This window comes from Microbulbifer harenosus (assembly GCF_005771435.1).
Lineage (GTDB): Bacteria > Pseudomonadota > Gammaproteobacteria > Pseudomonadales > Cellvibrionaceae > Microbulbifer > Microbulbifer harenosus.
In genome coordinates this window covers 189,549-214,829 of record NZ_VANI01000001.1, presented here as the reverse complement: position 1 = coordinate 214,829, position 25,281 = coordinate 189,549, and the positions used below count along the sequence as shown (strand labels likewise).

The following is a 25,281-nucleotide window of genomic DNA, read 5'->3' as shown; positions in this document are numbered from 1 at the left end:
TTTCCTGCGGGTTCGATTAAAGAATTTGTCGGATATCGCTGAGCCCCACTGGTTCTGCAATACCACCGAGATCCAGCATGGGCGCGCCCTGTGCATTGAGGCTCACGCCGCTGACCAGCGCATAGTTGAGCGCGTTCGCCACAATACTCTCGCCACCCGCGCTCGCCGTTACCGATACGGAGTACGAGCCTTCTGGCACCTGGGTGCCGTCATTCATGGTGCCGTCCCAGGTGAAGGACTCGACACCGGCATCCATGGAAAATGGCTCGAAACTGCGCACCACTTCGCCGCTGGCGTTGCGGATGGTGATCCGCACTTCGTCCGCTGCCTGCGGCAGTTCAATACCGAATGGCGTCGTCGCCCCCTCTTCGCCCACCAGCACACGGTCGCCCTCTACCAGCACGCCCTTGCCGATCATGTCGGCGGCCTGCAATACCTGGCTGGTATCCAGCTGGCCGTTGATGCCGGCGAGGGTCGCGTTGAGGGACTCAATACCGCTGACGGTATTGATCTGTGCCAGTTGCGAAGTCATCTCCGCGTTTTCCATCGGATTCATTGGATCCTGGTTTTGCAGCTGCGCCACAAGCAGGGTCATAAAACTGTCCTGCATGCTGGCGGCATTGCCCGATGTGGTTGCCGTGGCGTTCAGCGCGGAGCGCACGCTGCTGTCGATAACACCGGATACCGCCATCAGTTTTCTCCCAGGGTGAGGGTTTTCAGCATCAGCTGCTTGCTGGTATTGAGCACTTCCACATTCGCCTGGTAAGAGCGCGAGGCCGCGATCATGTCCACCATTTCATTCACCGGTTCCACATTCGGCAGGCTCACGTAACCCGCCTCATCCGCTAGCGGATGTTCCGGGCGGTACTCCTGGCGCAGCGGCGCGCTGTCTTCCACCAGGCCGCGTACCCGCACACCGCCAATTTCGCTGCCGGGCTGCTGGCGCGCTTCAAAGATCAGGTGCTTGGCCCGGTAGGCTTCGCCATCAGGCCCCGCCACACTGTCGGCATTGGCGAGGTTGCTCGCGGTTACGTTCATGCGCTGGCCCTGTGCCGCCATCGCCGAACCGGAAATATCAAAAATGGAAAACATGGATCTGCTGCTCTTCTGCGTTGTGGGCTATCAGGATTATTCCGGCTGCATGGCGGATTTGAGGCCGCGAATGCGACTGTTCAGCAGCGTTAGCGCCGCCTGGTAACGCACGGCGTTATCGGTAAAGCGTGTGCGCTCCTGGTCCATGCTGACGGTGTTGCCATCGAGACTTGGCTGATCCGGCATCCGGTACAGCAGATCCGCCCCGGACGTGATACCGCTTTTCGCACTGAGATGCCGGGATGAGGTGGTCGCAAGGGCAATGGAACTTTGCGCCGCGGTGCGCGCCGTCGCTTGCGCCAGGGCCCGGGAAAAATCGAAATCCCGCGCCTTGTAGTTGGGTGTGTCCGCGTTGGCGATATTGTTGGCCAACACCTGTTGTCGCTGATTGCGCAGGCCGAGCGCTTCCCGATCAAAATTCAGGGCGGCGGAGAGTCGATCAATCATGGCGATTCTTCCCACGTTATTTTTGCAGCTTGCAGACTACCGATACCGACCAGATCACAAAGGAAAAAAAAGGGACCTGTTTTAGTGCCAATTCCTGCCTTCACCGCCGGTGCACCCACCTAGAATGCTTCCGCAACCCCGCAGCCTTCTGTCGTCTCGCCATGAATATGCGCCGCCCCTCTTTGAAAATCGCCCTGCTGCTCGCACTCGTTACCGGCGGCCAAAACGCCCGTGCGGCTGCCAGTGCCGCGGATGCCGCACGGCACTTTCTCGAACAGCACAACCGCCACCTGGGCCAACGTGTGGAAGTCGAGGTTATCCGCAGCGGCACCCACTGGCCGGACTGCCACAACCCCGCGCCGTTCCTGCCCGCCAACGGTCAATCCGGCTGGGGGCGGGTGACCGTCGGCGTGCGCTGCGATGCCGACCGCCGCGCGCGCTACCTGCAGGCACTAGTGCGAGTGTTCGATCACTACTGGGTTGTGCGGGAGAGTGTTCCGGCGGGAACGGAAATCACCCCAGCGTTGCTACAAAAGCGGCAGGGTGACATCAGCGCACTGCCGAGAGGCGTGCTGCGACAGCTACAAGATATTGTCGGCCTGGTAGCGAGCCGCCCGCTGCGCAAAGGCAGCCCGCTGCTGCAACATCAGCTGAGCAAACGGCCACTGGTGGCGCGCCGGCAGAGCGTTACCCTGGTGGCATCAGGGGAGGGATTCCGCATTGCGCGCGAAGGTCTGGCCATGGATGAAGGCGCCATGGGCGATCTGGTACGGGTAAAGCTAGAGGACAGACAGGTTATTTCCGGGGAGGTGACCGGCCCCGGTGAAGTGAGCGTCCGCGGCAGCGGGCGCTGACGGCGCCGTCAGTCAAAAATGAGAACCAGCGCACACAAAAACCCCTCAAGCACCACAACAAACCGCCGATATCCCGAAGGAAGAACAACGGAGACCGCTGCTTGAAAATCCACAATATCACCCAGTTTACGCCGGCGGGCACACTGCGCGAGAAGCAGCCCAGTGGACAGGCGGAATCCGCAAAACCTGCAGGTACCGCAGACGCCACAGCGAATGTCAGTGCGCTGCCTCAGCAGGGCCAGGACAACCGTCAGGATATCGATATGGCACGGGTGGAAGAACTGCGCCAGGCCATTTCTTCCGGCAAGTTTGAAATTCGCGCCGAGCGTATTGCCGACGCCTTGATCGCCAGCCTGCAGGAGCAGATACCTGCGGATACGCCATGAGCCTCGCGCAATTTCTCCAGCATCACCAGCGCCGGATCGCGAGCCTGACGGAGCTTCTCCGGCAGGAGCGGCAGCTGCTCGGCGAGGGCGAGATTAACGGTGCCCGCCTCACCGACATCGCACACACCAAGCAGCGCAGCCTGGAAGAAATCAATTTCTTTGAACAGCAGCGGCGACAAACCCTGCAGCGTCTCGGCTACCGCGATGACCGCGATGGCGACGAGCAGGCCGCGCGGGATGCAGCCTGTCTCGACCAATGGCAGCAGCTGACCGCGCTCGCTCGCGAGGCCGCGGAGCTGAATCGCACCAATGGCGTCATGATCGGCATCCGCAGCGAGAGCAACCAGCGGCTGTTGAACACGCTGCAGGAGGCCGCCGGCAAGGCGCTCTACGGCCCCGACGGCCGCGCCCGCAATCGCACAGGCAAGGTCAGCTCCCGCGCCTGAATTCTGGCAGCGTGTGCATGGCCCGCCGCCGTTTCCCATGTCATCAAGGAGTCCCCGTGACACCACTTGCCCAATTCCTCAACGACGACCCCCTGGACGTATTGCTGGCCTGCCGGCCGGTCTACACCCGCAGCCAGGACGTGGCAGCCTTTGAGCTCCTGCTACAGGGTGAAAGCGCCAACAAGGGCGCAACCCTGAAGCAGATTGAGGCCAGCAGCCCGATCATCCTCGGCAATTACAACCAGGTGTACCAGCGCGGCCAAACCAGAAGCGTGCCTGGTTTTCTGAAAATTACCGACGATGTCATTTTCGCCCCGGTGCTGCCAGACCTGCCGCAGCAACACTATATTCTGGAAGTCGGCGAGGATGTGCTGCTGACATCCGAGCGGGTGGAACGGCTGCGCGACATGGCGAAGCGCGGCTACCGGATTGCGCTTTCCAGCTACGATCCCGATGACAGCGAACTCGATGCCATGCTGGATGTGGTGCATATCGTCAAGCTCGATACCAGCACCATGAGCCAGGAGCAGCTGCAGAAAGCCGTAGCCAGGTTGCGCGCGCACGGAGTGGAAACACTGGCCGACAACCTCGAAAACAAAGAGCGCTTTGCCGCCTGCATGGATATGGGGTTCACCTATTACCAGGGTGATTTTCTCAGCACGCCCGAACCCATCAAGGGTAAGAAAATCAGCGGCAATAAGGTACTGTTGCTGGAGCTTCTGAGCGAACTGCAAAATCCCGCCGCGTCCCCGCTGAGGCTGGAAGAAATTGCCTTGCGCGACGCGCGCCTCACTTACCGTATTCTCAAACTGGTGAACTCCGCCGCAGTAAGCCTGCACCGTGAAGTAAATTCCATCTCCCATGCCATCGGCCTCTTGGGCATGAAGGAAATCCAGCGCTGGGCCAGCCTGTTTCTTATTGAGGGCGAGCGCGGAAAGCCGCAGGAGCTGACGCGGAAGATGCTGGTGCGCGGGCGCATGTGCGAAGTTCTGGCAGAGGTCAGTGGCAATGGCAGCGCCAGCGACAACTTTATTGTTGGCCTGCTCTCACTGCTGGACGCCATGATGGATATTTCCATGCCCGAGCTGATGCAGCAGGTACCGCTCAACCAGCAGGTCAAAAATGCCCTGCTGCACCGCGATGGCAATCTCGGCGCAATACTGGCGGAAGTGGAACTGTATGAATCGGGCCGCTTCTCCGAACTGAAGCTGATCGGCAGCCAGCCGGTCTACGAAACCGCGTACCGCCACAGTGTGGCCTGGGCACGCCAGGCTATGCAGGTTATTTCCGGCGAAGAATAACGACCGCGCCATCTTTGGCGCCGCTTTAACAGGCTGTTTTTCAACAGCCTGTTAAAGCCCCCCGGTGTGCTGCCGATAATTCCTGTAGCGGGTGAACAATCCCCGCTGGCCAACCCCAAAGGCAGAACTGGAATTCAACTAACCGGGAATCGACCATGAAAATCAAACACTTCGCGCTGGCGCTGCCGCTATTGGCGGCCGCCATTTCCGTGGACGCGATGCCGCGCCTGAACGGCGTGAAACAGCAGAATGTATCGCAGAAGTATGAAACAGACCTCACTCGCCACACCCTGAAAAATATCAGCTACCCGAGACGGGCCCAGGAAAAGGGCTGGGAAGGTGAAGTGTTGCTGAAAATCAGCATCAACAAAAAAGGTGAGGTTCAGGAGATCCAGGTGGTCAAAGAATCCAACTACTCCAGCCTTAACCGCGAAGCCCTGCGCAGTGTGGAGCGGGCCAACCCTTACCCGGGCATCCCCGACGAACTCGGAACAGACACTTACTTTTTCACCGTCCCCATCAATTTCAAAATGTCCGGCTGACAAAAAGCGGCGGTAACTCGGTACCGCCGCTTTTCCGGAAAGCTGTGCGTGCGTTTACCTGTCGAGCAGCCGGGCGCGCAGTCGCTTGACCGCCTGGCTGTGCAGCTGGCTTACGCGGGATTCGGTAACGCCCAATACCGCCCCGATCTCCTTCAGATTCAATTCTTCCTGGTAGTAGAGTGCCATCACCAGCTTTTCCCGCTCTGGCAGCATTTCAATGGCCTCTACCAGATTCGCGCGCTGCTCCTGATCGAGCAGGGCGGCAAATGGAGAAGGCGGTGCATTTGCGCCAGCCTCCGGTTCACCGGTTTCGGCGACGATTTCCTCAAACGGCAGTAAATTGCCGTTGTTGGTGTCGTGCAGAAGCTGGTGATACTCAGCGAGGGAGATCCCCATCTGCACAGCAATTTCCCGCTCCTCCGCCGGGCGCCCAAGCTGCTGCTCGAGCCGCCGCAGGGTTTCCTCCAACAAGCGGGCACTGCGGCGCACGCTGCGCGGCACCCAGTCGCGGGTTCGCAACTCGTCGATCATCGCTCCGCGAATGCGCTGATTGGCGAACGTAGAAAAGGTTGCACCGGCGTTGGGATCGAATCGCCGCAGCGCGTCCAGCAATCCCAGGGTGCCGGCCTGGATGAGATCATCGAGATCGACACCGGAAGGCAGCCGGACCTGCAGTGACAACGCCTGGCGTCGCACCGCCGGAAGATGTTCCTCCAGAAGAACATCGCGATTGATGGTGCCCTGAGCTGTATACATTGATTACCCCGTTTCGTCCCTGTGAAACCATTTTTCTTGTGGGAGCCACGGAAGAAGTCCGTTGTCATCGGGCGATGACGTGGTTCTGCCATTACCAGAGCTATTATTTGCCGAGCAAATATTTTGTATGCGGGAAATAGGCAAACTTCTGTGCGTCATTTCCGCCGTTAGCCGTCGTGAGAACAAGGGTGTCCGGAAAAAACGCGCAGAAAAAAACCGCGGGGCTCAACCCGTCGCCCCCAGGCGATCACCGATGAGGTTGGTCATTTTCATCGTGCGATCATCGGGAATTTCCGCCTGCGACAGCACCGTCAGCTGACGCAGACGGCGGCGCAGAAAATGCGCCAGCAGCGGACGCAGATTGTGGCGCACCACCAGCACGGGTGGATCGCCAGCGGTTTCATGGCGCTCAAGTGCCGCCGCCGCCTGTGCCATCAGGGTATCCGCCAGCCCCGGCTCCAGAGCCCCGCCGCTTTCGAGCGCCTGTGTCAGCACCTGTTCCAGCTGGCTGTTCAGCCCGATCACCCGCAGCTCGCTGTTGCCGGGGAACCACTGGTGCACGAGTACACGCCCCAGTGCGAGCCGCACCCGCGCGGTCAGCTCGTGCACGTCGCCCATGCGCTCTCCCTGGTCGCTCTGATCTGCCAGCGTGTCAAGGATGGTGCGCAAATCCCGGATGGGAACTTCCTCATCGAGCAGGTTTTGCAGAATGCGCTGGAAGGTTGTGAGCGATACCGTTTTCGGCACTACCTCTTCCACCAGGCTTTTGTTGTCTCCAGAAAGCTTGTCCAGCAGTTGCTGCACCTCCTGGCGGCCGAGCATCTCGGCGCAGTGCCGGTGCAGCAGGTGGTTGAAATGTGTCGCCACCACCGTACCCGCATCGACAACGGTAAAGCCGTACACTTGCGCCTGCTCGCGCTGTTCTTTTTCAATCCACACTGCGGGCAACCCGAATGCGGGCTCTTCGGTGACCACCCCTTTCAGCTCTCCACTCACCTGTCCCGGATTGATTGCGAGCCATTTTCCGGGGAAGGCTTCGCCGCGCCCCACTTCCGCACCCTTGAGGCTGATCACGTAGGTATTGGGTGCAAGCTCCAGGTCATCTCGGATATGCACCACCGGCGGCAGGAACCCGATGTCCTTGGCAAATTTTTTGCGCACACTCTTGATCCGCGCCAGCAACTCGCCCTGCTGGCGCTGATCTACCAGTGGAATCAGCCGGTGCCCCACTTCCAATCCAAGCGTGTCGATGAGTTCCACATCGTCCCAGCTGGCTTCGGGGACTTCGCGGTAGGCGGGTGTATCGGTCTCGAGTTGCTCGCGCACCATCTGATCGTCGCGGCGCCGTCCCATCCACCAGGCGGCACCCGCCAAAATAGCGGTGAACATCAGGAACACCAGGTTCGGCATACCCGGCACCAGTCCGAGTAACCCCATGACACCGGCCGCCAGATATAACACCCGCGGATTGGTGAGCAGCTGCTCGATCATCTGCTGGCCCACGTCCTGGTCGGTATTGACCCGAGAGACGGTGACACCGGCGGCGGTGGAAATAACCAGTGCGGGAATCTGCGCGACCAGGCCATCGCCGATGGTGAGCAGGGTATAGGTGTGTGCCGCCTCGCCAAACGAAAGCCCGTGTTGCATGGTGCCGATCAGCAGCCCGCCGATGACGTTCACCGCCATGATGACCAGGCCGGCCACCGCATCGCCGCGCACGAATTTGCTTGCGCCGTCCATGGAACCGTAAAAGTCCGCCTCCTGCGCCACCTCGCTGCGTCGTTTGCGCGCCTCTTCTTCGCCGATCAGGCCGGCATTCAGGTCCGCGTCGATGGCCATCTGCTTCCCGGGCATGGCGTCCAGCATAAAGCGGGCGCCCACTTCAGCGATGCGCCCGGCCCCCTTGGTAATCACCATAAAGTTGATCACCACCAGAATCAGGAATACCACCAGCCCCACGGCAAAGTTGCCCCCCACCAGGAACTGTCCGAAGGCCTCGATCACTTTGCCTGCCGCGGCGCCGCCGTTGTGTCCCTCCATCAACACCACACGGGTAGAAGCCACGTTCAACGCCAGTCGCAGCAGCGTGGTAAACAGCAATACCGCCGGAAATGCGGCGAAGTCCAGCGCTCGCAGGGTAAACATGCTGACCAGCAGCACCATCAGAGAAAGCGCGATGTTGAAGGTAAAAAACAGATCCAACGCAAACGGCGGCAGTGGCAGGATCAACATCGACATGATCAGCATGATCAGCACCGGACCTGCGAGGACCCGTCCGGCGGGCAGACTCAGTCCGCCGCCAAAATACTGGTTAACGAACTTCACGGATTGACCTCCAGTTCTGCAGGGATGGTTATTTGCTGTGGTGTGACCGGCGGTATACCGCCGGCTTCATTCGCGCGCCGCAACTGCATGGCCCACGCCAGAACCTCCGCCACCGCACTGTACAGCCCGGCGGGGATTTCGCGCTCCAGATCCACATGGCGGTACAACGCGCGCGCCAGCGGCGGCGCTTCAAGACGCGGGATACGATGCTCCTCACCCACGGCGCGAATGCGCGCGGCCACCGCCTCAACCCCCTTGGCGACTACCCGCGGCGCGCCCATTTGGCTTTCGTCATAGCGCAGCGCCACCGCGTAATGGGTGGGGTTGGTAATAATCACGTCGGCATCGGGAACGCGGCTCATCATACGGTTGCGCGCCATCGCCTGTTGCTGTTGACGGATGCGCGCCTTGAGCTGCGGATCACCCTCGCTCTCCTTGAATTCGCGGCGCACCTCGTCTTTGCTCATACGCAGTTTTTTTGCGTGGCTCCACAGCTGATAGGGCGCGTCGATTGCCACCACCAAAATGAGGGAAAACGCCATCAGGCCACAGGCCTGGGCCGCGAGCCGCAGTGCGGAGGCCATCGCGCGCTCGCTGCCGAGATCCATCAGCGCAAGAAATTCTCCGCGTTTGCTGTGCAGAAATACGGCCAGCACGGTTCCCACCAGCAGGGATTTGGCGATGGCCTTGGCGAGCTCCGCCAGCGCCTGCGCGGAAAATTGTCGTTTGAGACCTTTGATGGGATTGAGCCTGGAAAACTGCGGCTTGAGGGATTTGGCGGAAATCAGCAGACCGCCGAGGACATTGGGCGCAATCAGCGCAACGGCCGCCAGCAGGGCGAATAACGGCAACAGCGAAAACAGGCTGTGCGCGCCGATCCCCGCGGCACTGCTCAGCATTGCAGAGGGATCGAACACGCGCTGGCGGTCGAACATCAGGGACTGTTCCATGACCAGCCCCATACGGGTAAACAGCGCGGGCCCGAGCGCCCACAAACCCGCGAGCCCGGCGCCGAGCAGCATGACGGTGGCGAGTTCGCGCGAGCGCACCACCTGCCCCTCTTCGCGCGCCTTTTCCAGGCGCCGGGGGGTGGCCGCTTCTGTCTTGTCCTGATCCTGGCTGTCGTCGGCCATGTGGGCGTCCGCTGCTGCTGGGGTGCCGGCCATTGTCGGCCACAGCAGGGGGCGCCTAAGCGGGGAATAAGCGGGGTTTGCAGGCGCTAATCAGCCTACCCCCGCAGGGGCGGGGGCAAGCCTGCACGGAAATCAGAAGCCGAGTTCTGCCAACAGGTCGTCCACCTGATCCTGGCTGCTGACCACATCGTTGCGCGACGTGTCGATCTGCGGACCGTTGATGAGCGAGTCGTCGCGGCGGCGGCCATCGCTGCCCGCACCATCCTCCAGGCGGCGCTTGAACGCCTCGCGGTCTTCGCCTTCGGGCACGCTTTCCAGCAGTACCTGCAACAGTTGCCGCTCCACCTCCTGGATCACTTCCATCATTTTTTTGATGACCTGGCCAGTCAGATCCTGAAAATCCTGGGCCATCAGGATTTCGAGTAATTCCTTGCTGGTCTCGCGGGCCATTTTCGGTACCGCGGCCAGATATTCGCGGGTTTCGCGCACCAGCTCGCGGGCATCGGCCAGTTCCACGGGTTTTTCAAACCAGGCCTGCCACTGTTGATCGAGCGCTTCGGCGCGGGTCTCGATTTCGTTCTGGATCGGCTGCGCACGATCCACGGAATTGAGCGCGCGCTCCGCCGCCTGCTCGGTCATGGAGGCGACATAGTTCAGGCGCGCGCGCGCGTCGGGAATGGCCTTTGCCGCCTTTTCCACTTCCTTGTCGAGCCCCAGCTCGCGCATACTGTCGCGCAGCATTCTGGTCAGATGCCCAATGCGCATGACCAGCTCATCACTCTGGAAATTATCGAAAACCGCTGGCGGCATTTCTTTGTCAATCATCACTTTCCCTCACGGGTGAAGGCGGGAGCGAAAAACCTCATTTCCCCAACTTCTCGAATATTTTGTTCAGTTTTTCTTCCAGCGTTGCGGCGGTAAACGGCTTGACGATGTAGCCGTTGGCGCCCGCCTGTGCCGCGGCGACGATGTTTTCCTTTTTGGCTTCGGCGGTCACCATAAGAACCGGTAGTGCGCTGGTCGCCGCGTTTGCGCGAATCTGCTTGAGCATATCCAGGCCATTCAGGTTCGGCATATTCCAGTCGGACACCACAAACTCGAAGCCGCCGCTATTCACCTTGGCCAGCCCCTCCTGGCCATCCTCGGCTTCGTCGACATTGTTGAACCCGAGCTCCTTGAGCAGGCTGCGGATGATGCGCCGCATGGTAGGGAAATCATCCACTACCAGAATTTTCATCGTTTTATCCATGATTTCTTCTCTTTCGATTCAGGGTCAGAACTCTTCCCACTCGTCGTCACCGGCGGCAACAGGCTCGCGCTCGGCCTTTTCCCTGGTGGCCACAGGTTTGGTTTCACCGGCTTCGCCAGCGTGCGCGGCGGGTTTGCGTCTGGGCTCGTCCAGTTGCGGTTTTACTGCCGCTTTGGCGGGCTCCACGCGCTCGTCTTCTTCCTCATCGGTTTCCCCTCCGATAGCGAGACGGAAAATCGCCACCGCCTCTTCAAGGCGATGCGCCTGGGCTTCCAGTGAGGCCGCGGCGGCCGATGCCTGCTCCACCAGAGCGGCGTTCTGCTGCGTGGATTCGTCCATCTGGCTAACCGCGCGACTGACCTGTTCGATGCCACTGCTCTGTTCCTGGGAAGCCGCTGAAATTTCATCCATGATGTCGGTTACCCGCTTCACCGCATCCACCACCTCTTTCATGGTATTGCCGGCCTGGGTTACCAGGGACGCGCCCTGTTCGACTTCCGCCACGGAAGTTTCAATGAGTGCCTTGATCTGGCGCGCGGCATCCGCGCTGTTTCCCGCAAGATTGCGCACCTCGCCCGCCACCACCGCGAAGCCGCGGCCCTGTTCGCCGGCACGCGCCGCTTCTACAGAGGCGTTGAGCGCGAGAATATTGGTCTGGAAGGCGATGGAATCGATCATGCCGGTGATATCCGCAACCTTGCGCGAACTCTCAGTGATGCCCTGCATTTTCTGCGATACCTGTTGCATCACCTCGCCGCCGCGAGTGGCGGTGCCGGAGGCATCATTGGCGAGGCTGCTGGCCTGGCGGGCGTTGTCGGCATTCTGTTTGACCGTCGCGGTCAGCTCTTCCATGCTGGTAGCGGTCTCCTCCAGCGCGGCTGCCTGCTGCTCGGTGCGCGCCGAGAGATCCACGTTGCCGCGCGCGATTTCCGATGACCCGATATAAATTGAACTGCTGCCGGCACGCACCTGAGTGACGATGCCGCTGAGGCTGCTCTGCACCTGGCGCATGGCGTTGAACAATTTTCCGATTTCATTGCGGCCGTGGTCGCTAATGGGGCGCGAGAGGTCGGCCTTGGCGATGCTCTGCAAATTTTCCACCGCTTCATCCAGCGGGCGCACCACGGTGCTGCGCAGCAGCCAGTAGATCAGCGAGAGAATCAGTGCAATCACCACCAGCACGAAAATTCCGATGTTTGCATAGAAGCCGGTGGTATCGCGGTAGTTCTGCATGATCTCGGCGCTGTCCACGTCTGCGCCGTCGAGCATGGTGAGCAGGGCCGCGTTCAGGTCGTCACTGAATACCGCGAGATCTTCCCGGCGCTCGTAGTAGCTGTCCATGTCCGGTTTTTCCGGCAGCAGCAGCTGATACTGCGCGTCGACTTCCACCAGCATTTCAGAAAAGATTTCCGACAACTCGGCGAACTGTTCTACCTCGTCATCGGATAGGTCGACGGCTTTCACCTTGTCGAAGTCCGCGCGCGCGCGCTGTAGCGATTCACCCACGTCTTTCAGATACGTCTTGGCGCTCAGGCTGCGACCATCGTCCAGTTCGCCCGCGGCCAGATTGAGGCCGATCATTCCCTGATTCATCACCGAGTAGGCCCGGAATACGTCGTGCATCACCTTCACATTTACCCGGTGCAGGGCGTGAATGGATTCTTCACCCACCTGATTGGTGGCCATGCGCACGGCCACCAGCGTAGCCATCAGCAGGGCACAGCACAGCAGCACGCCGGCCACCACCGTATTGATATTCAGGTTTTTTATCAGTTTCATCATGGCCGGCATAACTCCTCGTCAGTGAGCCAGGAATATTTGTGTATTCATCAAACCCGTTGCGCGCGGCCGGAGGCCGCCGCCAGGGTTAAAAGTCGCTCCGCGACATGGTCCAGCGCGACCGTTTCCACCGCCGCGCCCAGTGCAATGGCCTCGCGCGGCATGCCAAAGACCAGGGATGTGGCCTCGTCCTGCGCCAGAGTCACCGCGCCCGCGTGACGCATGGCCAGCAGACCCGCGGCACCATCGCGCCCCATCCCGGTCAGCAACGCGCCAATGGCGTTGCGCCCGGCGAGCTCAGCGGCGGAGTGGAACAGCACATCGACCGAGGGCCGATGGCGATTGACGGCGGGCCCGGCGTCCAGCAGTACCTGATAGTTGGCGCCGCTGCGCGTCAGGCGCAGGTGCTGGTCGCCGGGGGCGATGTACGCATGCCCCGGCAGCACCCGCTCGCCCTGCTCGGCTTCCTTCACCCGGATGCGGCACAATCTGTCGAGCCGCTCTGCAAACGAGCGGGTAAACCCCGCCGGCATGTGCTGGGCGATCAGGATCGCCGGGCTGTTTGCCGGCAGCGGTTCTAGTACCTGGCGGATCGCTTCCGGCCCGCCGGTGGAAGCGCCGATAATCAACAGCTTCTCACTCGACACCATGACCGATTCGAGCGCGCGCTTCGCACCTGTGGTCTGCGTTTCTCTGCGGGCGGGACTGGTGCGCGCCGCCGCGCGGATTTTTTCCGCAATCTGCTCGCCGTATTCCAGCAGCCCGGAGCGGATCCCCAGTTGAGGTTTGGGTACAAAATCCACCGCACCCAACTCCAGCGCCCGCAGGGTAATCTCGGACCCCGAGCGCGTCAGCGAGGACACCATCAGCACCGGCATGGGGCGCAAGCGCATCAGCCGTTCGAGAAAATCGAGGCCATCCATACGGGGCATTTCGACGTCCAGGGTGAGCACATCCGGGTTTAGCTGTTTGATCAAATCGCGCGCTACCAGAGGGTCCGGGGCCACCGCCACGACTTCCATATCCGGCTGCGTGTCGATGATTTCACGCATCAAACCGCGAATAAGTGCCGAATCGTCGACACACAGGACTCTGATTTTATTCATGGGTAACGCCTGCTCTCCTGCGCACGCTACTGACCGTGGTCGATTTTCCGTTACTGATATACATCGGCAGCGAGGTCCCGGGCTTTAGGGGCCAGCCGCGATAATCAGCGGTTATTATGTTTGCGGAGCGAAGCGGCGGGCGGACTCAGGAGAGCACGTATACCGTCTGCCCACGCAGACGGAATTGCTGACTGATGTGGGTAAAATTTTCCGAGTGGCCGACAAACAGGAGCCCGTCGGGTTTGAGCAGCGGCGCGAAGTTCTCCAACAGACGCGCCTGGGTGGCGCGGTCAAAATAGATCATCACATTGCGGCAGAAGATGGCATCGAAACGCTGCTTGATCGCCCACGGCGAGCCGACCAGGTTGAACTGCTCAAAGCGCACCTTCTGCGCCAGTGTCGGTCGCACCCGTGCAAACCCGGCGCGCGCCCCGCTGCCCTTCTGGAAAAAGCACTTCATGCGCTCCTCGCTGACCTGGCGACGAACCTGGTCGAGCGGGTAGACGCCGGCGCGCGCGCGGGCCAGCGCTTCGCTGTCGATGTCCGTCGCCCACACTTCCAGGTCGCCACCACTTCCCAGCACTTCGCTCAATGTCATGGCGATGGAGTAGGGCTCCTCTCCGGTGGAAGAACCCGCACTCCAGATCCGCACCGTATCGCGCCGGCCGCGGAAGTGATCGGCGAGCAGCTCGAAGTGATGGGACTCGCGAAAAAAAGCCGTCAGGTTAGTGGTCAGCGCATTGACGAACTCGTCCCACACGCTCGTATCGCTCACCCTGTCCAACAGATTCAGATAGTCACTGAAGCGGAGCAGCCCGTGCTTGCGGATACAACGGCCAAGGCGGCTGTAGACCATATCGCGCTTGTGCTCGGCGAGGACGATACCGGCGCGCGCGGCGATCAACTCCCGCACTCGCTTGAAGTCCCTGTCGGTCAATTCGATATCTCGTGCAGCGGCCGGTGCCGGCGTCTGGATCACCGTCGTCAACCTGCGCGCTCGACGTCCGCTTTCTGTGCGGATGCCACTTTGTCCCGTTGCGAACCGATCAGGAATACGCCCATGGCCTGGGAGAGCTGCGCCATGCGCGACTGCAACGCGCCGGATGAATCCGCGGTGGCGCGCACCAGATCCACATTGCGTTTGGTAACTTCATCCATTTGCGATACAGCCAGATTGATATGGCCGATACCGGTGCTCTGCTCCGCGGAGGCCGTGGAGATTTCGCGCATGATATTGCTGACGCGGGTGACAGAGTCCACTACCAGCGCGATGGACGCGCCCGCGTCGCGCACCAGGCCGGCGCCGTCGTTTACTTCCCGGGTAGAGCTGGCAATCAACTGGCGAATTTCCCGGGCCGCATCCGCGGAGCGTCCGGCAAGGTTGCGTACTTCCTGTGCCACCACCGCAAAGCCTCTGCCGTGCTCGCCGGCGCGCGCAGCCTCCACGGAGGCGTTCAGCGCTAGGATATTGGTCTGGAATGCGATACCGTCAATGGTTTCGATAATCGCCGCCATCTGCTTTGAGCTGGCCGTCATGCGTTCCATGGTATCGACGATGTGCGACATGGTTTCGCCGCTGGTTTTTACTTCCTGGGATGCCCCTTCCGCGAGACTGCTGGCCTGACGCGCATTGTCGGCATTCTGCCCCACGGTAATGGTGATTTCCTCCATGCTCGACGCGGTCTGTTGCAGAGAGGCGGCCTGCTGGTCCGAGCGAGTGGCAAGGTCGTCATTTCCCGCGGCGATGCGCCGCACCGCCGGCACCACCTCGGATACACCGGCGTTCACTTCTTCCACCGTGTGGTAGAGGCTGCGGTGCATGACATTCAGCGCCCGCGCGAGATGGTGCATTTCTCCAACTTCGTTTTTCAGTGTCGGAGCTTCGAGATTGCCCGCGGCAATCTGCAGCGCAAAACTCTGCATCGCGGACAGCGGGCGGCGCACCGCGCGCGCGCACGAAAGCCCCAGCCACGCCAGAATTACAATCTGCAACGCGGTACCGGCCAGTAGCAGCGGCGACATTGCCTGCTGGTTTGAAGCCGCGAGTTGCCAGCACCATACGGCGCCGCCGATGAGTGCAGCACTTGCCAGACCAACGAGAGCCGCCAGCCTTGCCGTGAGCGAAACATGGCTGAGCCGCTGCCACCAGCCGCGCACTCCGCGCGGCAGAACCTGCCCGCGCAGCAGAGTGAGATGTGCCCCGCGCCCCTCCCGCATTGCGCGGTACTGGGATTCGGCATTGTCAATGGCAGCGCGCTCGGCCTTGAGGCGCACCGAGACATAGCCGCTGACCGCACCGTCTTCCATCACCGGAATAACGTGCGCGTGCACCCAATAGAAACCGCCGTCTTTGCGGCGGTTTTTTACCAACCCGATCCACACGTCGCCGTTTTTGATGGTTTGCCATAAATTGGCGAACGCCTGCGGCGGCATATCCGGGTGGCGGACAATATTGTGCGGTGCGCCTATCAATTCTTCCGCGCTGTAACCGCTGACTTCGACAAAGGCCGGGTTCGCATAAACAATATTGCCTTTGAGGTCGGTTCTGGAAATAAGGAAGTGATTTCCGCGCAGGCGGTATTCCCGGCCGGTTACCGGTTTATGATCTCGCATGGCGGTTTACTCTCCGGCTTCTGCGACCAGTGCCATTTCCTGGCTGGTCAGTAGTTTTTCAATATCGACCAGTACCAGCATGCGTTTGTCCAGGCTGCCGAGCCCGCTGATGTAATCCAGCGGCAGGTTCACACCGAATTCCGGCGCGGGCTTTATCTGTTCGTCATTCAGGGTCATTACATCGGACACACGGTCCACCACAATGCCCACCACCCGGCCGGCGATGTTCACCACGATCACCACCGTCTGCCCATCGTAGATCGCCTTGGACAGACGGAACTTGATCCGCAAATCCACGATCGGCACGATCACGCCGCGGAGATTGGTTACGCCTTTGATAAATTCCGGCGCGTTGGCTATTCGCGTCACATTGTCGTAGCCGCGGATCTCCTGCACTTTGAGGATGTCGATCGCGTATTCTTCTTCACCGAGCGAAAACACCAGGAATTCCCGGTCCCGGACCTCAATCCTGGTTTTCTTTGCTGATGCATTGACTTGGTTCATGAATGTGCTGCCTCTCAATGAACGCGGCGCGGCTGTGCCGGCGCTCCAAAATCGGATATGGAATTGGTGGAGGAATACGATGGTGCGGCGCCGTGCGCTGCCCGGGATTTTTTGCTTTGGTGCAGCCGGTACATATCGGCGATGTCGACAATCAGCGCGACGCTGCCATCCCCCAGTATCGTGGCCGCGGATACCCCGGGTACCTTGCGGTAATTGGTTTCCAGGTTTTTAACCACCACCTGTTGCTGCCCGACCAGCTCGTCTACCTGCAGCGCGTAACGCCGCCCCTGCCCCTGCACGATGACCGCGATAGCGCGGGTCGGGTCCTGTTCCGCACCGGAGATATCCATCGCGGTGTGCACGGCAATCATCGGCAGATAGTCTTCCCTCACCTTGAGCAGCAGGTCTTCCCCGACCATGGGGTAGAGGTCTTCCGGTTTCGGCTGCAGAGATTCGATCACGCCGCTTACCGGGAGGACAAAGGTTTCATCGCCGACGCGCACCGACATGCCGTCGAGAATGGCGAGCGTGAGCGGCAGCACAATGCGTGTGGTGGTGCCCTGCCCCGGGCTGGAGTCAATTTCCACGTGCCCGCCCATGGCTTCGATGTTGCGCTTAACCACGTCCATGCCGACGCCGCGCCCTGAGACATCGCTGACCTCCGCCGCCGTGGAAAAGCCCGGGGCAAAAATCAATTGCCAGACATCTTCATCGCTCATGTTTTCCGAGACATTGAGACCGTTGGCCGCCGCTTTGGCGAGAATTTTTTCGCGATTGAGTCCGCCGCCATCGTCGCCGACTTCAATCAGAATACTGCCGCCTTGATGTTGCGCGGACAGCAACAGGTTGCCGGTGCGGGATTTGCCGGCGGCCTCCCTCTGTGCGGGCGTTTCGATACCGTGGTCCAGACTGTTGCGCACCAGATGTGTCAACGGATCGATAATGCGTTCGGTCAGCCCCTTGTCCAGCTCGGTGGATTTGCCTTCGGTAATCAGTTCAACATCCTTGCCCAGCTTGCTGGCGAGATCCCGCACCAGACGCGGAAAACGGCTGAATACATAGTCCATCGGCACCATACGCACCGACATGACCGCCTCCTGCAGATCGCGCGCGGTACGCGCCAGCAGGCTGAGTCCACTGCTCAGCTTTCCAGCCTGGGCACCCTGGGTATCCTCGGCCACCTGATCCAGCATGGACTGGGTAATGACCAGCTCTCCCACCAGGTTGATGATCTGATCAACTTTGGCCACGGGGACGCGGATGGACGCGCTCTCTCCCGCGCCGGTGGCGGGCCTGGCAGCCTTCTCCGGTGCGGTGCGCGCGGTATCGCTGGAAGCCGGCGCCGGCTCAGGCGCCGCGTGCTGCGCTGCTCGCGCGGCGACAGGCTCGCTGGCTGCCATCGGGGTAATCTGCAGCTGATCTGGCTCCGCGATAAAACACATCACAGCTTCGATATCGTCACTTCTCAGTGACGACGCCAGAACAACTTCGTAACGGGTCTCATCGCCACTTTGACGCTCTACCGTGCCGAGATGTGCCAGCTCTTCGATGAGCAGGCCGCGATCTTTCGCCTCGACATTCAACAGCGCCACGCAGTAGCGACCGCTGGCTTCCGCCGGCGCAGCCGTGTCCACCGCGGTTGTCGATTCGACTGGCGCAGGCGCGGCATCGGCGATATCGACCGACCCCTTGCCAATTTCTTCAAGCGCCAGTTGCTGCAGCACCCGGCAGATGCGCTCCAGCGCCTCCGGGTCGGGCTCCTGACTCTGGCGATAAGCCGCCAATTGCTCATTCAGCATGTCTTTGGTTTCCAGGAATACATCGACGAGATCCCGCCTCAGCTTCAGTTCACCACAGCGCGCATAGTCCAGCAGGTTTTCCAGCAGGTGCGTGGTGCGTTGCAATGCCTCGAAGCCAAAGGTCCCCGCGCCGCCCTTTATCGAATGCGCCGCACGGAAAATGGCATTGAGCTGCTCCGGATCGGGATCATCTACGTCCAGGTCCAGCAGGAGCCGCTCCATATCTGCGAGCAGTTCTTCGGCCTCTTCAAAAAATGTGTCGTAAAAGTCGGTTATATCCATCATCGCTCCTGCAGTGCCTGCAGCGGTTCGGTGCGTCCACCCGAGCGGATACGCGCGGCTGCGGCATCGCTCAATATTTCCAGGCTGATACGCCGGTTGACGGCATCGCCGGGGCGGCTTCCGGGAATGGGAAGCCGGTCCCCCATGCCAATCACCCTCAGCATCTTTTCACTATCGAGACCTCCGGCCACCAGCTCCCTGCGGCACGCATTGGCACGCCCGGCAGAGAGTTCCCAGTTGCTGTATCCCTGATCTCCAGCGGCGTAGATCAGGCTGTCGGTGTGGCCGGTGATACTGATGGCGTTTGGCAATTCGTTCAGCAGCGGCGCGATGGCGCGGATCAAATGGCGCAGGTCCTCCGCCAGGCGGTCACTGCCGAGCTCGAACATGGAGCGCTTCTCCGTATCCAGCAGCTGTATGCGCAGCCCATCCGGGATGAACTCAAAGCGCACCTGGTCGCGGAGTTCCCATAGCTGAGGGTCGCCCTGGATCGCACTCTCAATGCGAAAGCGCAGCTCCATCAAGGTACGGCGCACGTCGTCGGGGAGCTTTTCACTGCGCAGGTCCACGCGCGCGCGCTCGCCGCTGACATGCGCGGGGTCGGTGCCGCCGCCGGGAATCACACTGGTGCTGGCGCTGTCGCGGTCGCCATTGCTAAGCGCAACAGCGAGCGGCGTGCGGAAATACTCCGCCAGCCCCTGCAGCTCCTGCGGCGACGCGTTGGAAATAATCCACATCACTAAAAACAGCGCCATCAGCGCGGTCATCAGATCCGCCAGCGCGATTTTCCAGGCACCGCCGTGGTGTTTTTCCTGGGTCTTTCGCGGGCGGCGAATGACGATTCGACGCCCGGCATCTCGCGCCGCACTCATGCGGCAGACAGCGTCGGACGCACGTGTTCCTCCAGCTCGCCAAACGTCGGGCGATCCGAGGTATCCAGGGTCTTGCGCCCGAACTCCACCGCGAGCTGCGGTGCGTAGCCATTCAGGCTGGCGAGCAGGGTTACCCGCACACACTGCAGAACCTTCACCGCCTCCTGCACCTGGCGCTCGATGCGGCTGGCAAGCGGGTTCACAAATCCGTAGGCGAGGAGGATGCCAACAAAGGTACCCACCAGGGCGTGCGCCACCATCAGCCCGATTTCCCCCGCACCGGCGTCCGCGGAAGCCAGCGCTTTCACCACGCCGAGTACCGCGGCGACGATGCCGAACGCAGGTAGTCCGTCTCCGACTTTCAACAGGGCGTCCGCCGGTACCCGGGCCTCGTGCTCAAAGGCTTCAATTTCATGGGTCATCAGCTCGTCGAGCTCAAGCGGGTCCATGCTGCCGCTGACCATCAACCGCAGATAATCGGTGGTGAACCCCATGATCATTGGGTCACGGGTGATGCGCGGGTACTCCTGGAAAATTTCACTGTCGGCCGGCGACTCGATGTCTTTTTCAATGCCGATGGCGCCATCGCGGCGCATTTTCCACAGCAATTTGTAATAGAGCCCCATGAGATCCATGTAGATCTCTTTGTCGTATCGGGTGGAGCGCTTCAGGCGGGACAGGGTGCGCAGGGTCGCGCGGATGGCCTTGCCATTGTTGCCGGCAATAAATGATCCCAGTGCTGCGCCGATGATGATCAGAAACTCCATGGGCTGATACAGAGGGCCAAGGTGCCCCCCTGACATGGCGAAGCCTCCAAACACTGAAACCGCAACAATCACAAACCCGATAACTATCAACACGACGTCTACCCAGCCAATCCATTCGCATAGGCTATCGGCAGGAATAAGGAGATCTTGAGAGTGGGCGCCGGGTTAAATTCGCTGGCAGGTTTCGCCACACAAGAGTAATCACTTCAGGTTGCAAGGCATTCGGCAACGGCTATTTTTTAAGAGAGAAAAGAGTGCGAGGCGCGTACGCGCAGCTTGTACGGTCAATACCCCTTCAGACAATAAACTACCCCACGCGGACCTACCCTCCATGCTAATTGCGCATTCAGGCGACAAAATCCACCACCCGGAGAATACCCTGGCGGCCTTTGAGGCAGCCCACGGTCTCGGCGCCTGCGCGATTGCCACCGAGGTGCAGTTCAGCCAGGAACGCACGCCCTGGTGCTGCGGCGGCAATGCGCTGGAATTTTCGCCAGCAGGTATATCCGCGCCGCTGCATATGCTGAAAGACAGGGACCTCAGAACCCTGCCCCTCAATACTTTTCCGCAGTTGGTGGAGTGGGCTCAACGCCACCGCCACCTGGAATGGTTTATCCACCTGAGCGCAGAGACACTTCAGACTGTGGGTGCGGAAGTGGCAATCCGTCGATTGCGGCAAGAAATTCTCGGCTCCGCCGACAACTTTGTGCTGCTGACCGCCGACCTGCGCAGTCTGCGCCTCGCGCGCAGCCTGGGGTTTGATCTGGTGGCCTTGCAGGTACCGAGTGTTGCCCGCTGTCTGTCCGTCGACGTAGTGACGCTGGCGCCGGATTACCTGTTTATCCATCACGCGTCCGTGGACTGCCAGGAACTGCCCCCCGGCCCCTGGCAGTGGGTCGTATATGAAATCAATACGGCGCAGGGCGCGGTGCACTGGCATCACCGCGGCGCACACCATATCCTTACTGGGAATCTGCCGCTGCTGATGCGATCCCGGGAGGCCAGCAATGTCTATGGAATATGACGTTCTCGTCGTGGGTGCCGGTATCCAGGGTGCCGGCGTCGCCGAGGCGCTCACTGCGGCCGGCTACCGGGTGGCGATTCTCGAACAGGAGTCGGTCGCTTACGGCACATCCTCGCGTTCATCCAAGCTGATTCACGGCGGTCTGCGCTATCTCGAGAGCGGGCAGATTTCCCTGGTGTACGAGTGCCTGAAAGAGCGCAAGTGGCTGCTGGCGAACAAGCCGGACCTGGTGCATTTGGTGCCGTTTTTGATTCCGGTCTACCGCCACAGCCGTCGCGCGCCCTGGAAAATCCGCCTGGGTCTCAGTGTCTATGCACTACTGGCTGGCCTCTTCTCCCCCCATTCGCGCTTCCGCTCCATCAGTTTGCGGGACTACGACGCACTTGGCGGTCTCAATGGCGATGATCTGCTGGCGGTGTACCGCTACTACGATGCGCAGACAGACGACGCCGCGCTCACCCGGGAGGTGATTCGCACCGCCTTGCGCGGCGGCGCCGAGCTGATCTGCCCCGCCAGCCTGGTGGGCGCGGAGGTAACGGACAAATGTGTGCGCGTGGATTATTTCCACGACGGCAGACTGAACACCCTGCATTGCCGCGCACTGGTGAACTGCACCGGCCCGTGGATCGAAGAGACTAACGACAAATGCAGCCCCAAGGCCAAACTGCCCCCACTGGAACTGGTGGCTGGCACCCATATCCAGGTACCCCTGAAACTCGCCAACAAGATTTTCTACGTGGAAGCGGAGGATGGCCGCGCGGTCTTCGTAATGCCCTGGCAGGGTGAAACCCTGGTCGGCACCACCGAGCGCCCCTACCACGGCAACCCCTCCGACGTCGCACCGACCCTGGAGGAAAAGGCCTACCTGCTGCGCACCCTGAAGCAGTACTTCCCCGAAACCCGCCCGCTACAGCTGAACGAGCTGTCTGACAGCTTCGCCGGACTGCGGGTGCTGCCCCACGCCAGCAGCAACCCCTTCTCCCGCAGCCGCGAAACCATGATCTGCTGCGACGACGACAAGCAACCGCACATCGTCGCGGTAGCCGGCGGCAAACTCACCAGTTACCGCGCCACCGCGCGCAGCGTGCTGAAAAAGCTCCGCCCGCACCTGACCACCGGTGGCCACTGGTCCCCCGGCACCAACACCCCCACCGCAAGCACACCTGTGGATGCTCGGGAGCGCAATCTCTGATCCCCAGTCAAAATCAGCGAGCGTCCACAGAGACGTCGGGGCGTTCATGGCCATAACTACTCCGTGGAGCAACATCAGAACCAGCGCTGCCCGGCTGATCCTCTCCATTTGCCGGCGGTAACTGCGCTGGTGTTCCTGCTCGCTCATCTCGCTCCCTGTATGGATACCCATATATCCGGCCTGATTTTTCTACCCTACCCCCAGTGCCAGAATGACGATCAGGGAAAAGGTAGATTCACAATGTTCGTTATTCTTCTGCATACCTCGCCGCCACCGCAGGCTCAGCCTGCGTTCTTCAACCCGTGAGCCGGCGCCGGGCCAAATACGTCTGGGCGCAGCTCGCAACGGGTTACTGCTCCGCCGGTAGCCTCCTCGGCCTTAATAGCGTTGAGCGGGTTAATCCCTTGCTTGCCCCGAAGCAGCCAACTAATCGCAGGCTGTGAGACCCCAATGGCCTTGGCCGCCTTAGTTTGCGTACCAAAGTGCTCCACGAGTTTTTTGGCGGCATCTACTGTGTTCACGACCCAGAATTATTAAGAAACTTATGAGTGGCCAATTGAAAATCTTATTGGATATAAGTATAAGGACGCTCATAACATTGGCGGCAAGAATAAATTGCCGCCCGAGTCCGAAGCGGGCACTCAGGGGGAATCCGTGGGGGAGTCGTTGCTGGATCGCCTTAAAAGGGCAAGAGAGGAGGCTGGGCTGAATCAGGAAAGCCTGGCAAAGCTCGCAGGCGTCACCCAGTCCGCCTACAGGTCAGCTGAAAGCGGAAAAACAAAAAAGGGAAGAATCTGCCGGAAATTGCCCAGGCGTTGGGTGCCAGCGTTGACTGGCTAATGCATGGCGGCGGCCCCTCGAAGCGGTTTACTGCTGGCCAGAAGCAGGCACAACAGAACCTCCGCGCCATCTGGCAGGCTAAGAAAAAGCAGCTGGATCTAACTCAGGTGAAGGCGGCGCATCTCATGGACTGGAACTCTCCGAGATCTTCCGCCTCGCACCTCGACGGACGAATTCCGTTGAATACCGATGTAATGCTGAAGTTCGCTGAACTGCTGAATGTGCCGCCAGAGAAGATCGACACGGAATTTCCCTATGGCGCCATGGCCAATCCTCCCAGCAAGTCCGTGGAAGACTGGCCGGCTGCCCGACAGGAAACCGATATTCCCCGCCACATCCGCGATCTGTTCGACGCCGCCCTAAACGGAAAAAACTCTAATGCTTGAAGCTCGAATAAAGTTTTACGACATAAAAAAATGCGGCTATTACCAGAGGGCAGCTAAGGCCCCACTGTTTGGTGGCCTTGACGATACCCTGTCAAAGCTGAGCGTCTGGGCCAAAGCGCACGGAAGAACTCTGATAAACACAACCACTTATGAACCCGACCCAGACAAGGACATTCTCAACACATATTTCTGCGACTGGTTCAAGCCTGCGGGGGGCAGCGACAGTGTCCTCGTCCTATGGAATGAGGTGCAAAACGATAAGGGGGTCATATATGGAATGAACCCAAATGCTACGCCTGGGGAGCGCTCCATGCGCGCTACAGACTTTGGTGATGAGCCAGCGATTCCGGGATCCCCAAGCTACTTTTGGTTCATTCCTAACTTGAATGTATTTGCAACCGTAATTTTCGAGCACTCGATGTCGGGCAAGCAGAACTTGGATTTTTTCATCAAAGGATTTATGGCCAATAAATCGCCATATCGGGTCTTTGACCCAGAGGATGGAAATAAAGTCATTGGGTATTCCAGGAGTGGGGCCGCAAATGCCGACTCCTCTAAAACGCTGTCTCATTTTTTCGCCACAGGGCGCAAACAGGATGAGCTCGAACAAGAACTGCTGCAAAATCGCAACAAGATCCGCAAATTGATCAAGCGGGAAACACTGCAATATACCAGCCAGGACGGCCGAAACTGGATTGAAAGAATATTTTCCGACCTTACTGAAAACACTCCTGAGTTCGACAATAACAAACGGACAATCTCACACGAACTACAGTTTGAACCTACAGATGCACAAATCCGACAAATTGTGAATAGTTACTCTGAACGCGGCCCACAAAGCTCGATAAAAAATATCGGCTTCGTTTACAATGACCAGACGAAGATCATGCTGAGCGGGAAAAGTATCACGGCGAAAGTTGAACTCAACGTTAATCGTCGCGCCAATCAAATTATACGCCCGCAATCTCTCTTGGCGGCTCTTACTACACGGAAAACAGCATTACTACAAGCTTTAGATGAAGCCCCTTTCGAAATTGAAGAGGCAGCTGAAGAAACAGCTGAAGCATAATGATAAAATACGGCGCAATCGCATTTTTGGCGTTTCTCGCCACCGTTGTATTAAACAAGGCGGTGGTCACGCTTGACTACAATGCCTATAAAGAAACGCTGGGAGCATTGCTCAATATATCGTCGATCATTTTCGCGATCATTGGAGCTTGGATTGCCATCATTTATCCGCGCGCTATTGGCCGGGTTTTTAAGGGCGAAGAGCTTAATCAACCCGCCATTAAAGAAGCTAGAAAAGACACAGATTACCTAAGTCAGTTAGTAGAAATTGTACTGGTTTCAGCCTTGGTCCTAATGGTAGTGCTGATTGCCCAGTTTACCGTACCGATAATTCAGTCGATGAAAATCCAGTCGATGGAAGTTGCCTTCAAGCTCTTCGGCTTTTTTGTAATCGCACTCCTCACGTTTTCTCAGCTGTACGCGATTTCAAGAGTGATCCTAGCTAATTATTTTTTCCTGAATGAGCTTCGGAGAAAAGAAGTTGAGGATGAGGTGGACTGGCTCCACAAATAAAAGCC

At 59.7% G+C, this 25,281-nt stretch carries 28 protein-coding genes; 11 read left to right on the top strand and 17 right to left on the bottom strand.

What is annotated here, in order from left to right; translation table 11 throughout:
• Window positions 1-16: 16 nt before the first annotated feature.
• The 3 genes from flgD to flgB are packed head-to-tail and all read right to left on the bottom strand — an operon-like array spanning window position 17 to window position 1,539.
• A complete protein-coding gene (flgD, locus tag FDY93_RS00875; protein WP_138233847.1) occupies window positions 17-691 on the bottom strand; it encodes a flagellar hook assembly protein FlgD in 675 nt (224 codons plus the stop codon).
• Complete coding sequence (flgC, locus tag FDY93_RS00870) at window positions 691-1,092, bottom strand: flagellar basal body rod protein FlgC (RefSeq protein WP_138233846.1); 402 nt, start codon at window positions 1,090-1,092, stop codon at window positions 691-693. Before flgC ends, flgD begins: the two co-directional genes overlap by 1 nt.
• 36 nt (window positions 1,093-1,128) lie before the next feature.
• The gene (gene flgB, locus FDY93_RS00865; RefSeq protein ID WP_138233845.1) at window positions 1,129-1,539 is read right to left on the bottom strand and encodes a flagellar basal body rod protein FlgB; all 411 of its coding nucleotides are present in this window, start codon (window positions 1,537-1,539) and stop codon (window positions 1,129-1,131) included.
• 167 nt (window positions 1,540-1,706) lie between these two features.
• On the opposite strand from flgB, the gene flgA reads away from it, so the two are divergent.
• From flgA to FDY93_RS00840, 5 genes are all read left to right on the top strand, one after another.
• On the top strand, window positions 1,707-2,393 hold the full coding sequence (flgA, locus tag FDY93_RS00860; protein WP_220446068.1) for a flagellar basal body P-ring formation chaperone FlgA: 687 nt from the start codon (window positions 1,707-1,709) through the stop codon (window positions 2,391-2,393).
• Between the two features lie 101 nt (window positions 2,394-2,494).
• Window positions 2,495-2,779: a flagellar biosynthesis anti-sigma factor FlgM gene (gene flgM / locus FDY93_RS00855; RefSeq protein WP_138233843.1), complete on the top strand. Its 285-nt coding sequence runs from the start codon at window positions 2,495-2,497 to the stop codon at window positions 2,777-2,779.
• Window positions 2,776-3,225, top strand: a complete 450-nt coding sequence (locus FDY93_RS00850) for a flagella synthesis protein FlgN (protein ID WP_138233842.1) — start codon at window positions 2,776-2,778, stop codon at window positions 3,223-3,225. The genes flgM and FDY93_RS00850 overlap by 4 nt, the downstream gene beginning before the upstream one ends.
• A gap of 56 nt (window positions 3,226-3,281) precedes the next feature.
• On the top strand, window positions 3,282-4,526 hold the full coding sequence (locus FDY93_RS00845; protein ID WP_166217326.1) for an EAL and HDOD domain-containing protein: 1,245 nt from the start codon (window positions 3,282-3,284) through the stop codon (window positions 4,524-4,526).
• 155 nt (window positions 4,527-4,681) lie between these two features.
• On the top strand, window positions 4,682-5,068 hold the full coding sequence (locus tag FDY93_RS00840; protein ID WP_138233840.1) for an energy transducer TonB: 387 nt from the start codon (window positions 4,682-4,684) through the stop codon (window positions 5,066-5,068).
• Window positions 5,069-5,122: 54 nt separating this feature from the next.
• Here the strand turns inward: FDY93_RS00840 and FDY93_RS00835 are convergent, their stop codons facing one another.
• The 13 genes from FDY93_RS00835 to motA form a co-directional block, all read right to left on the bottom strand.
• A complete protein-coding gene (locus FDY93_RS00835) occupies window positions 5,123-5,824 on the bottom strand; it encodes an RNA polymerase sigma factor FliA (RefSeq protein ID WP_138233839.1) in 702 nt (233 codons plus the stop codon).
• Between the two features lie 225 nt (window positions 5,825-6,049).
• Window positions 6,050-8,149 carry a flagellar biosynthesis protein FlhA gene (flhA, locus tag FDY93_RS00830; protein WP_246068404.1) on the bottom strand — a complete coding sequence of 700 codons (2,100 nt, stop codon included), beginning with the start codon at window positions 8,147-8,149 and terminating at the stop codon, window positions 6,050-6,052.
• On the bottom strand, window positions 8,146-9,282 hold the full coding sequence (flhB, locus tag FDY93_RS00825) for a flagellar biosynthesis protein FlhB (protein ID WP_138233838.1): 1,137 nt from the start codon (window positions 9,280-9,282) through the stop codon (window positions 8,146-8,148). Before flhB ends, flhA begins: the two co-directional genes overlap by 4 nt.
• 132 nt (window positions 9,283-9,414) lie before the next feature.
• Window positions 9,415-10,107, bottom strand: coding sequence for a protein phosphatase CheZ (gene cheZ, locus FDY93_RS00820; RefSeq protein ID WP_220446067.1), 693 nt, complete (start codon window positions 10,105-10,107; stop codon window positions 9,415-9,417).
• A gap of 37 nt (window positions 10,108-10,144) precedes the next feature.
• On the bottom strand, window positions 10,145-10,531 hold the full coding sequence (gene cheY / locus FDY93_RS00815) for a chemotaxis response regulator CheY (protein ID WP_256367382.1): 387 nt from the start codon (window positions 10,529-10,531) through the stop codon (window positions 10,145-10,147).
• Between the two features lie 24 nt (window positions 10,532-10,555).
• Window positions 10,556-12,313: a methyl-accepting chemotaxis protein gene (locus FDY93_RS19830; protein WP_138233836.1), complete on the bottom strand. Its 1,758-nt coding sequence runs from the start codon at window positions 12,311-12,313 to the stop codon at window positions 10,556-10,558.
• A 47-nt stretch (window positions 12,314-12,360) separates the two neighbouring features.
• The gene (locus FDY93_RS00805) at window positions 12,361-13,416 is read right to left on the bottom strand and encodes a protein-glutamate methylesterase/protein-glutamine glutaminase (protein ID WP_138233835.1); all 1,056 of its coding nucleotides are present in this window, start codon (window positions 13,414-13,416) and stop codon (window positions 12,361-12,363) included.
• 145 nt (window positions 13,417-13,561) lie between these two features.
• Entirely contained in the window at window positions 13,562-14,395 is an 834-nt protein-coding gene (locus FDY93_RS00800) for a CheR family methyltransferase (RefSeq protein ID WP_246068403.1), read from the bottom strand.
• A 5-nt stretch (window positions 14,396-14,400) separates the two neighbouring features.
• Window positions 14,401-16,029 carry a methyl-accepting chemotaxis protein gene (locus FDY93_RS00795; protein ID WP_138233833.1) on the bottom strand — a complete coding sequence of 543 codons (1,629 nt, stop codon included), beginning with the start codon at window positions 16,027-16,029 and terminating at the stop codon, window positions 14,401-14,403.
• Between the two features lie 6 nt (window positions 16,030-16,035).
• Complete coding sequence (locus tag FDY93_RS00790; protein ID WP_138233832.1) at window positions 16,036-16,533, bottom strand: chemotaxis protein CheW; 498 nt, start codon at window positions 16,531-16,533, stop codon at window positions 16,036-16,038.
• 14 nt (window positions 16,534-16,547) lie between these two features.
• Window positions 16,548-18,614, bottom strand: coding sequence for a chemotaxis protein CheA (gene cheA / locus FDY93_RS00785; RefSeq protein WP_138233831.1), 2,067 nt, complete (start codon window positions 18,612-18,614; stop codon window positions 16,548-16,550).
• Window positions 18,614-19,486: a flagellar motor protein MotB gene (motB, locus tag FDY93_RS00780; protein WP_138233830.1), complete on the bottom strand. Its 873-nt coding sequence runs from the start codon at window positions 19,484-19,486 to the stop codon at window positions 18,614-18,616. The genes cheA and motB overlap by 1 nt, the downstream gene beginning before the upstream one ends.
• A complete protein-coding gene (motA, locus tag FDY93_RS00775; protein WP_138233829.1) occupies window positions 19,483-20,346 on the bottom strand; it encodes a flagellar motor stator protein MotA in 864 nt (287 codons plus the stop codon). Before motA ends, motB begins: the two co-directional genes overlap by 4 nt.
• Window positions 20,347-20,584: 238 nt before the next feature.
• Here motA and FDY93_RS00770 point away from each other — a divergent pair, with 238 nt between their 5' ends.
• Complete coding sequence (locus FDY93_RS00770; protein ID WP_138233828.1) at window positions 20,585-21,277, top strand: PI-PLC domain-containing protein; 693 nt, start codon at window positions 20,585-20,587, stop codon at window positions 21,275-21,277.
• On the top strand, window positions 21,261-22,469 hold the full coding sequence (locus tag FDY93_RS00765; RefSeq protein WP_138233827.1) for a glycerol-3-phosphate dehydrogenase/oxidase: 1,209 nt from the start codon (window positions 21,261-21,263) through the stop codon (window positions 22,467-22,469). Before FDY93_RS00770 ends, FDY93_RS00765 begins: the two co-directional genes overlap by 17 nt.
• 281 nt (window positions 22,470-22,750) lie before the next feature.
• Here FDY93_RS00765 and FDY93_RS19900 read toward each other — a convergent pair whose 3' ends face one another.
• Window positions 22,751-22,960 carry a transcriptional regulator gene (locus tag FDY93_RS19900; RefSeq protein ID WP_421655067.1) on the bottom strand — a complete coding sequence of 70 codons (210 nt, stop codon included), beginning with the start codon at window positions 22,958-22,960 and terminating at the stop codon, window positions 22,751-22,753.
• Between the two features lie 163 nt (window positions 22,961-23,123).
• On the opposite strand from FDY93_RS19900, the gene FDY93_RS19895 reads away from it, so the two are divergent.
• Genes FDY93_RS19895 through FDY93_RS00740 form a run of 4 tightly spaced genes read left to right on the top strand, consistent with a single transcriptional unit; the run spans window position 23,124 to window position 25,276 of the window.
• Window positions 23,124-23,309 carry a helix-turn-helix transcriptional regulator gene (locus FDY93_RS19895; RefSeq protein ID WP_171018847.1) on the top strand — a complete coding sequence of 62 codons (186 nt, stop codon included), beginning with the start codon at window positions 23,124-23,126 and terminating at the stop codon, window positions 23,307-23,309.
• Window positions 23,285-23,695, top strand: a complete 411-nt coding sequence (locus FDY93_RS00750) for a hypothetical protein (RefSeq protein WP_138233825.1) — start codon at window positions 23,285-23,287, stop codon at window positions 23,693-23,695. Before FDY93_RS19895 ends, FDY93_RS00750 begins: the two co-directional genes overlap by 25 nt.
• Window positions 23,688-24,764, top strand: coding sequence for a hypothetical protein (locus FDY93_RS00745; RefSeq protein WP_138233824.1), 1,077 nt, complete (start codon window positions 23,688-23,690; stop codon window positions 24,762-24,764). Before FDY93_RS00750 ends, FDY93_RS00745 begins: the two co-directional genes overlap by 8 nt.
• Window positions 24,764-25,276, top strand: a complete 513-nt coding sequence (locus FDY93_RS00740) for a hypothetical protein (RefSeq protein WP_138233823.1) — start codon at window positions 24,764-24,766, stop codon at window positions 25,274-25,276. The genes FDY93_RS00745 and FDY93_RS00740 overlap by 1 nt, the downstream gene beginning before the upstream one ends.
• Window positions 25,277-25,281 lie beyond the last annotated feature (5 nt).

What these genes read in the sequence shown, in the direction of transcription:
- flgD (WP_138233847.1), bottom strand. Translation starts at nt 691, where the DNA reads ATGGCGGTATCCGGTGTTATCGACAGCAGCGTGCGCTCCGCGCTGAAC.
- flgC (WP_138233846.1), bottom strand. Translation starts at nt 1,092, where the DNA reads ATGTTTTCCATTTTTGATATTTCCGGTTCGGCGATGGCGGCACAGGGC.
- flgB (WP_138233845.1), bottom strand. Translation starts at nt 1,539, where the DNA reads ATGATTGATCGACTCTCCGCCGCCCTGAATTTTGATCGGGAAGCGCTC.
- flgA (WP_220446068.1), top strand. Translation starts at nt 1,707, where the DNA reads ATGCGCCGCCCCTCTTTGAAAATCGCCCTGCTGCTCGCACTCGTTACC.
- FDY93_RS00850 (WP_138233842.1), top strand. Translation starts at nt 2,776, where the DNA reads ATGAGCCTCGCGCAATTTCTCCAGCATCACCAGCGCCGGATCGCGAGC.
- FDY93_RS00840 (WP_138233840.1), top strand. Translation starts at nt 4,682, where the DNA reads ATGAAAATCAAACACTTCGCGCTGGCGCTGCCGCTATTGGCGGCCGCC.
- FDY93_RS00835 (WP_138233839.1), bottom strand. Translation starts at nt 5,824, where the DNA reads ATGTATACAGCTCAGGGCACCATCAATCGCGATGTTCTTCTGGAGGAA.
- flhB (WP_138233838.1), bottom strand. Translation starts at nt 9,282, where the DNA reads ATGGCCGACGACAGCCAGGATCAGGACAAGACAGAAGCGGCCACCCCC.
- cheZ (WP_220446067.1), bottom strand. Translation starts at nt 10,107, where the DNA reads ATGATTGACAAAGAAATGCCGCCAGCGGTTTTCGATAATTTCCAGAGT.
- cheY (WP_256367382.1), bottom strand. Translation starts at nt 10,531, where the DNA reads ATGGATAAAACGATGAAAATTCTGGTAGTGGATGATTTCCCTACCATG.
- FDY93_RS19830 (WP_138233836.1), bottom strand. Translation starts at nt 12,313, where the DNA reads ATGATGAAACTGATAAAAAACCTGAATATCAATACGGTGGTGGCCGGC.
- FDY93_RS00805 (WP_138233835.1), bottom strand. Translation starts at nt 13,416, where the DNA reads ATGAATAAAATCAGAGTCCTGTGTGTCGACGATTCGGCACTTATTCGC.
- FDY93_RS00795 (WP_138233833.1), bottom strand. Translation starts at nt 16,029, where the DNA reads ATGCGAGATCATAAACCGGTAACCGGCCGGGAATACCGCCTGCGCGGA.
- FDY93_RS00790 (WP_138233832.1), bottom strand. Translation starts at nt 16,533, where the DNA reads ATGAACCAAGTCAATGCATCAGCAAAGAAAACCAGGATTGAGGTCCGG.
- cheA (WP_138233831.1), bottom strand. Translation starts at nt 18,614, where the DNA reads ATGGATATAACCGACTTTTACGACACATTTTTTGAAGAGGCCGAAGAA.
- motB (WP_138233830.1), bottom strand. Translation starts at nt 19,486, where the DNA reads ATGAGTGCGGCGCGAGATGCCGGGCGTCGAATCGTCATTCGCCGCCCG.
- FDY93_RS00770 (WP_138233828.1), top strand. Translation starts at nt 20,585, where the DNA reads ATGCTAATTGCGCATTCAGGCGACAAAATCCACCACCCGGAGAATACC.
- FDY93_RS00765 (WP_138233827.1), top strand. Translation starts at nt 21,261, where the DNA reads ATGTCTATGGAATATGACGTTCTCGTCGTGGGTGCCGGTATCCAGGGT.
- FDY93_RS00745 (WP_138233824.1), top strand. Translation starts at nt 23,688, where the DNA reads ATGCTTGAAGCTCGAATAAAGTTTTACGACATAAAAAAATGCGGCTAT.
- FDY93_RS00740 (WP_138233823.1), top strand. Translation starts at nt 24,764, where the DNA reads ATGATAAAATACGGCGCAATCGCATTTTTGGCGTTTCTCGCCACCGTT.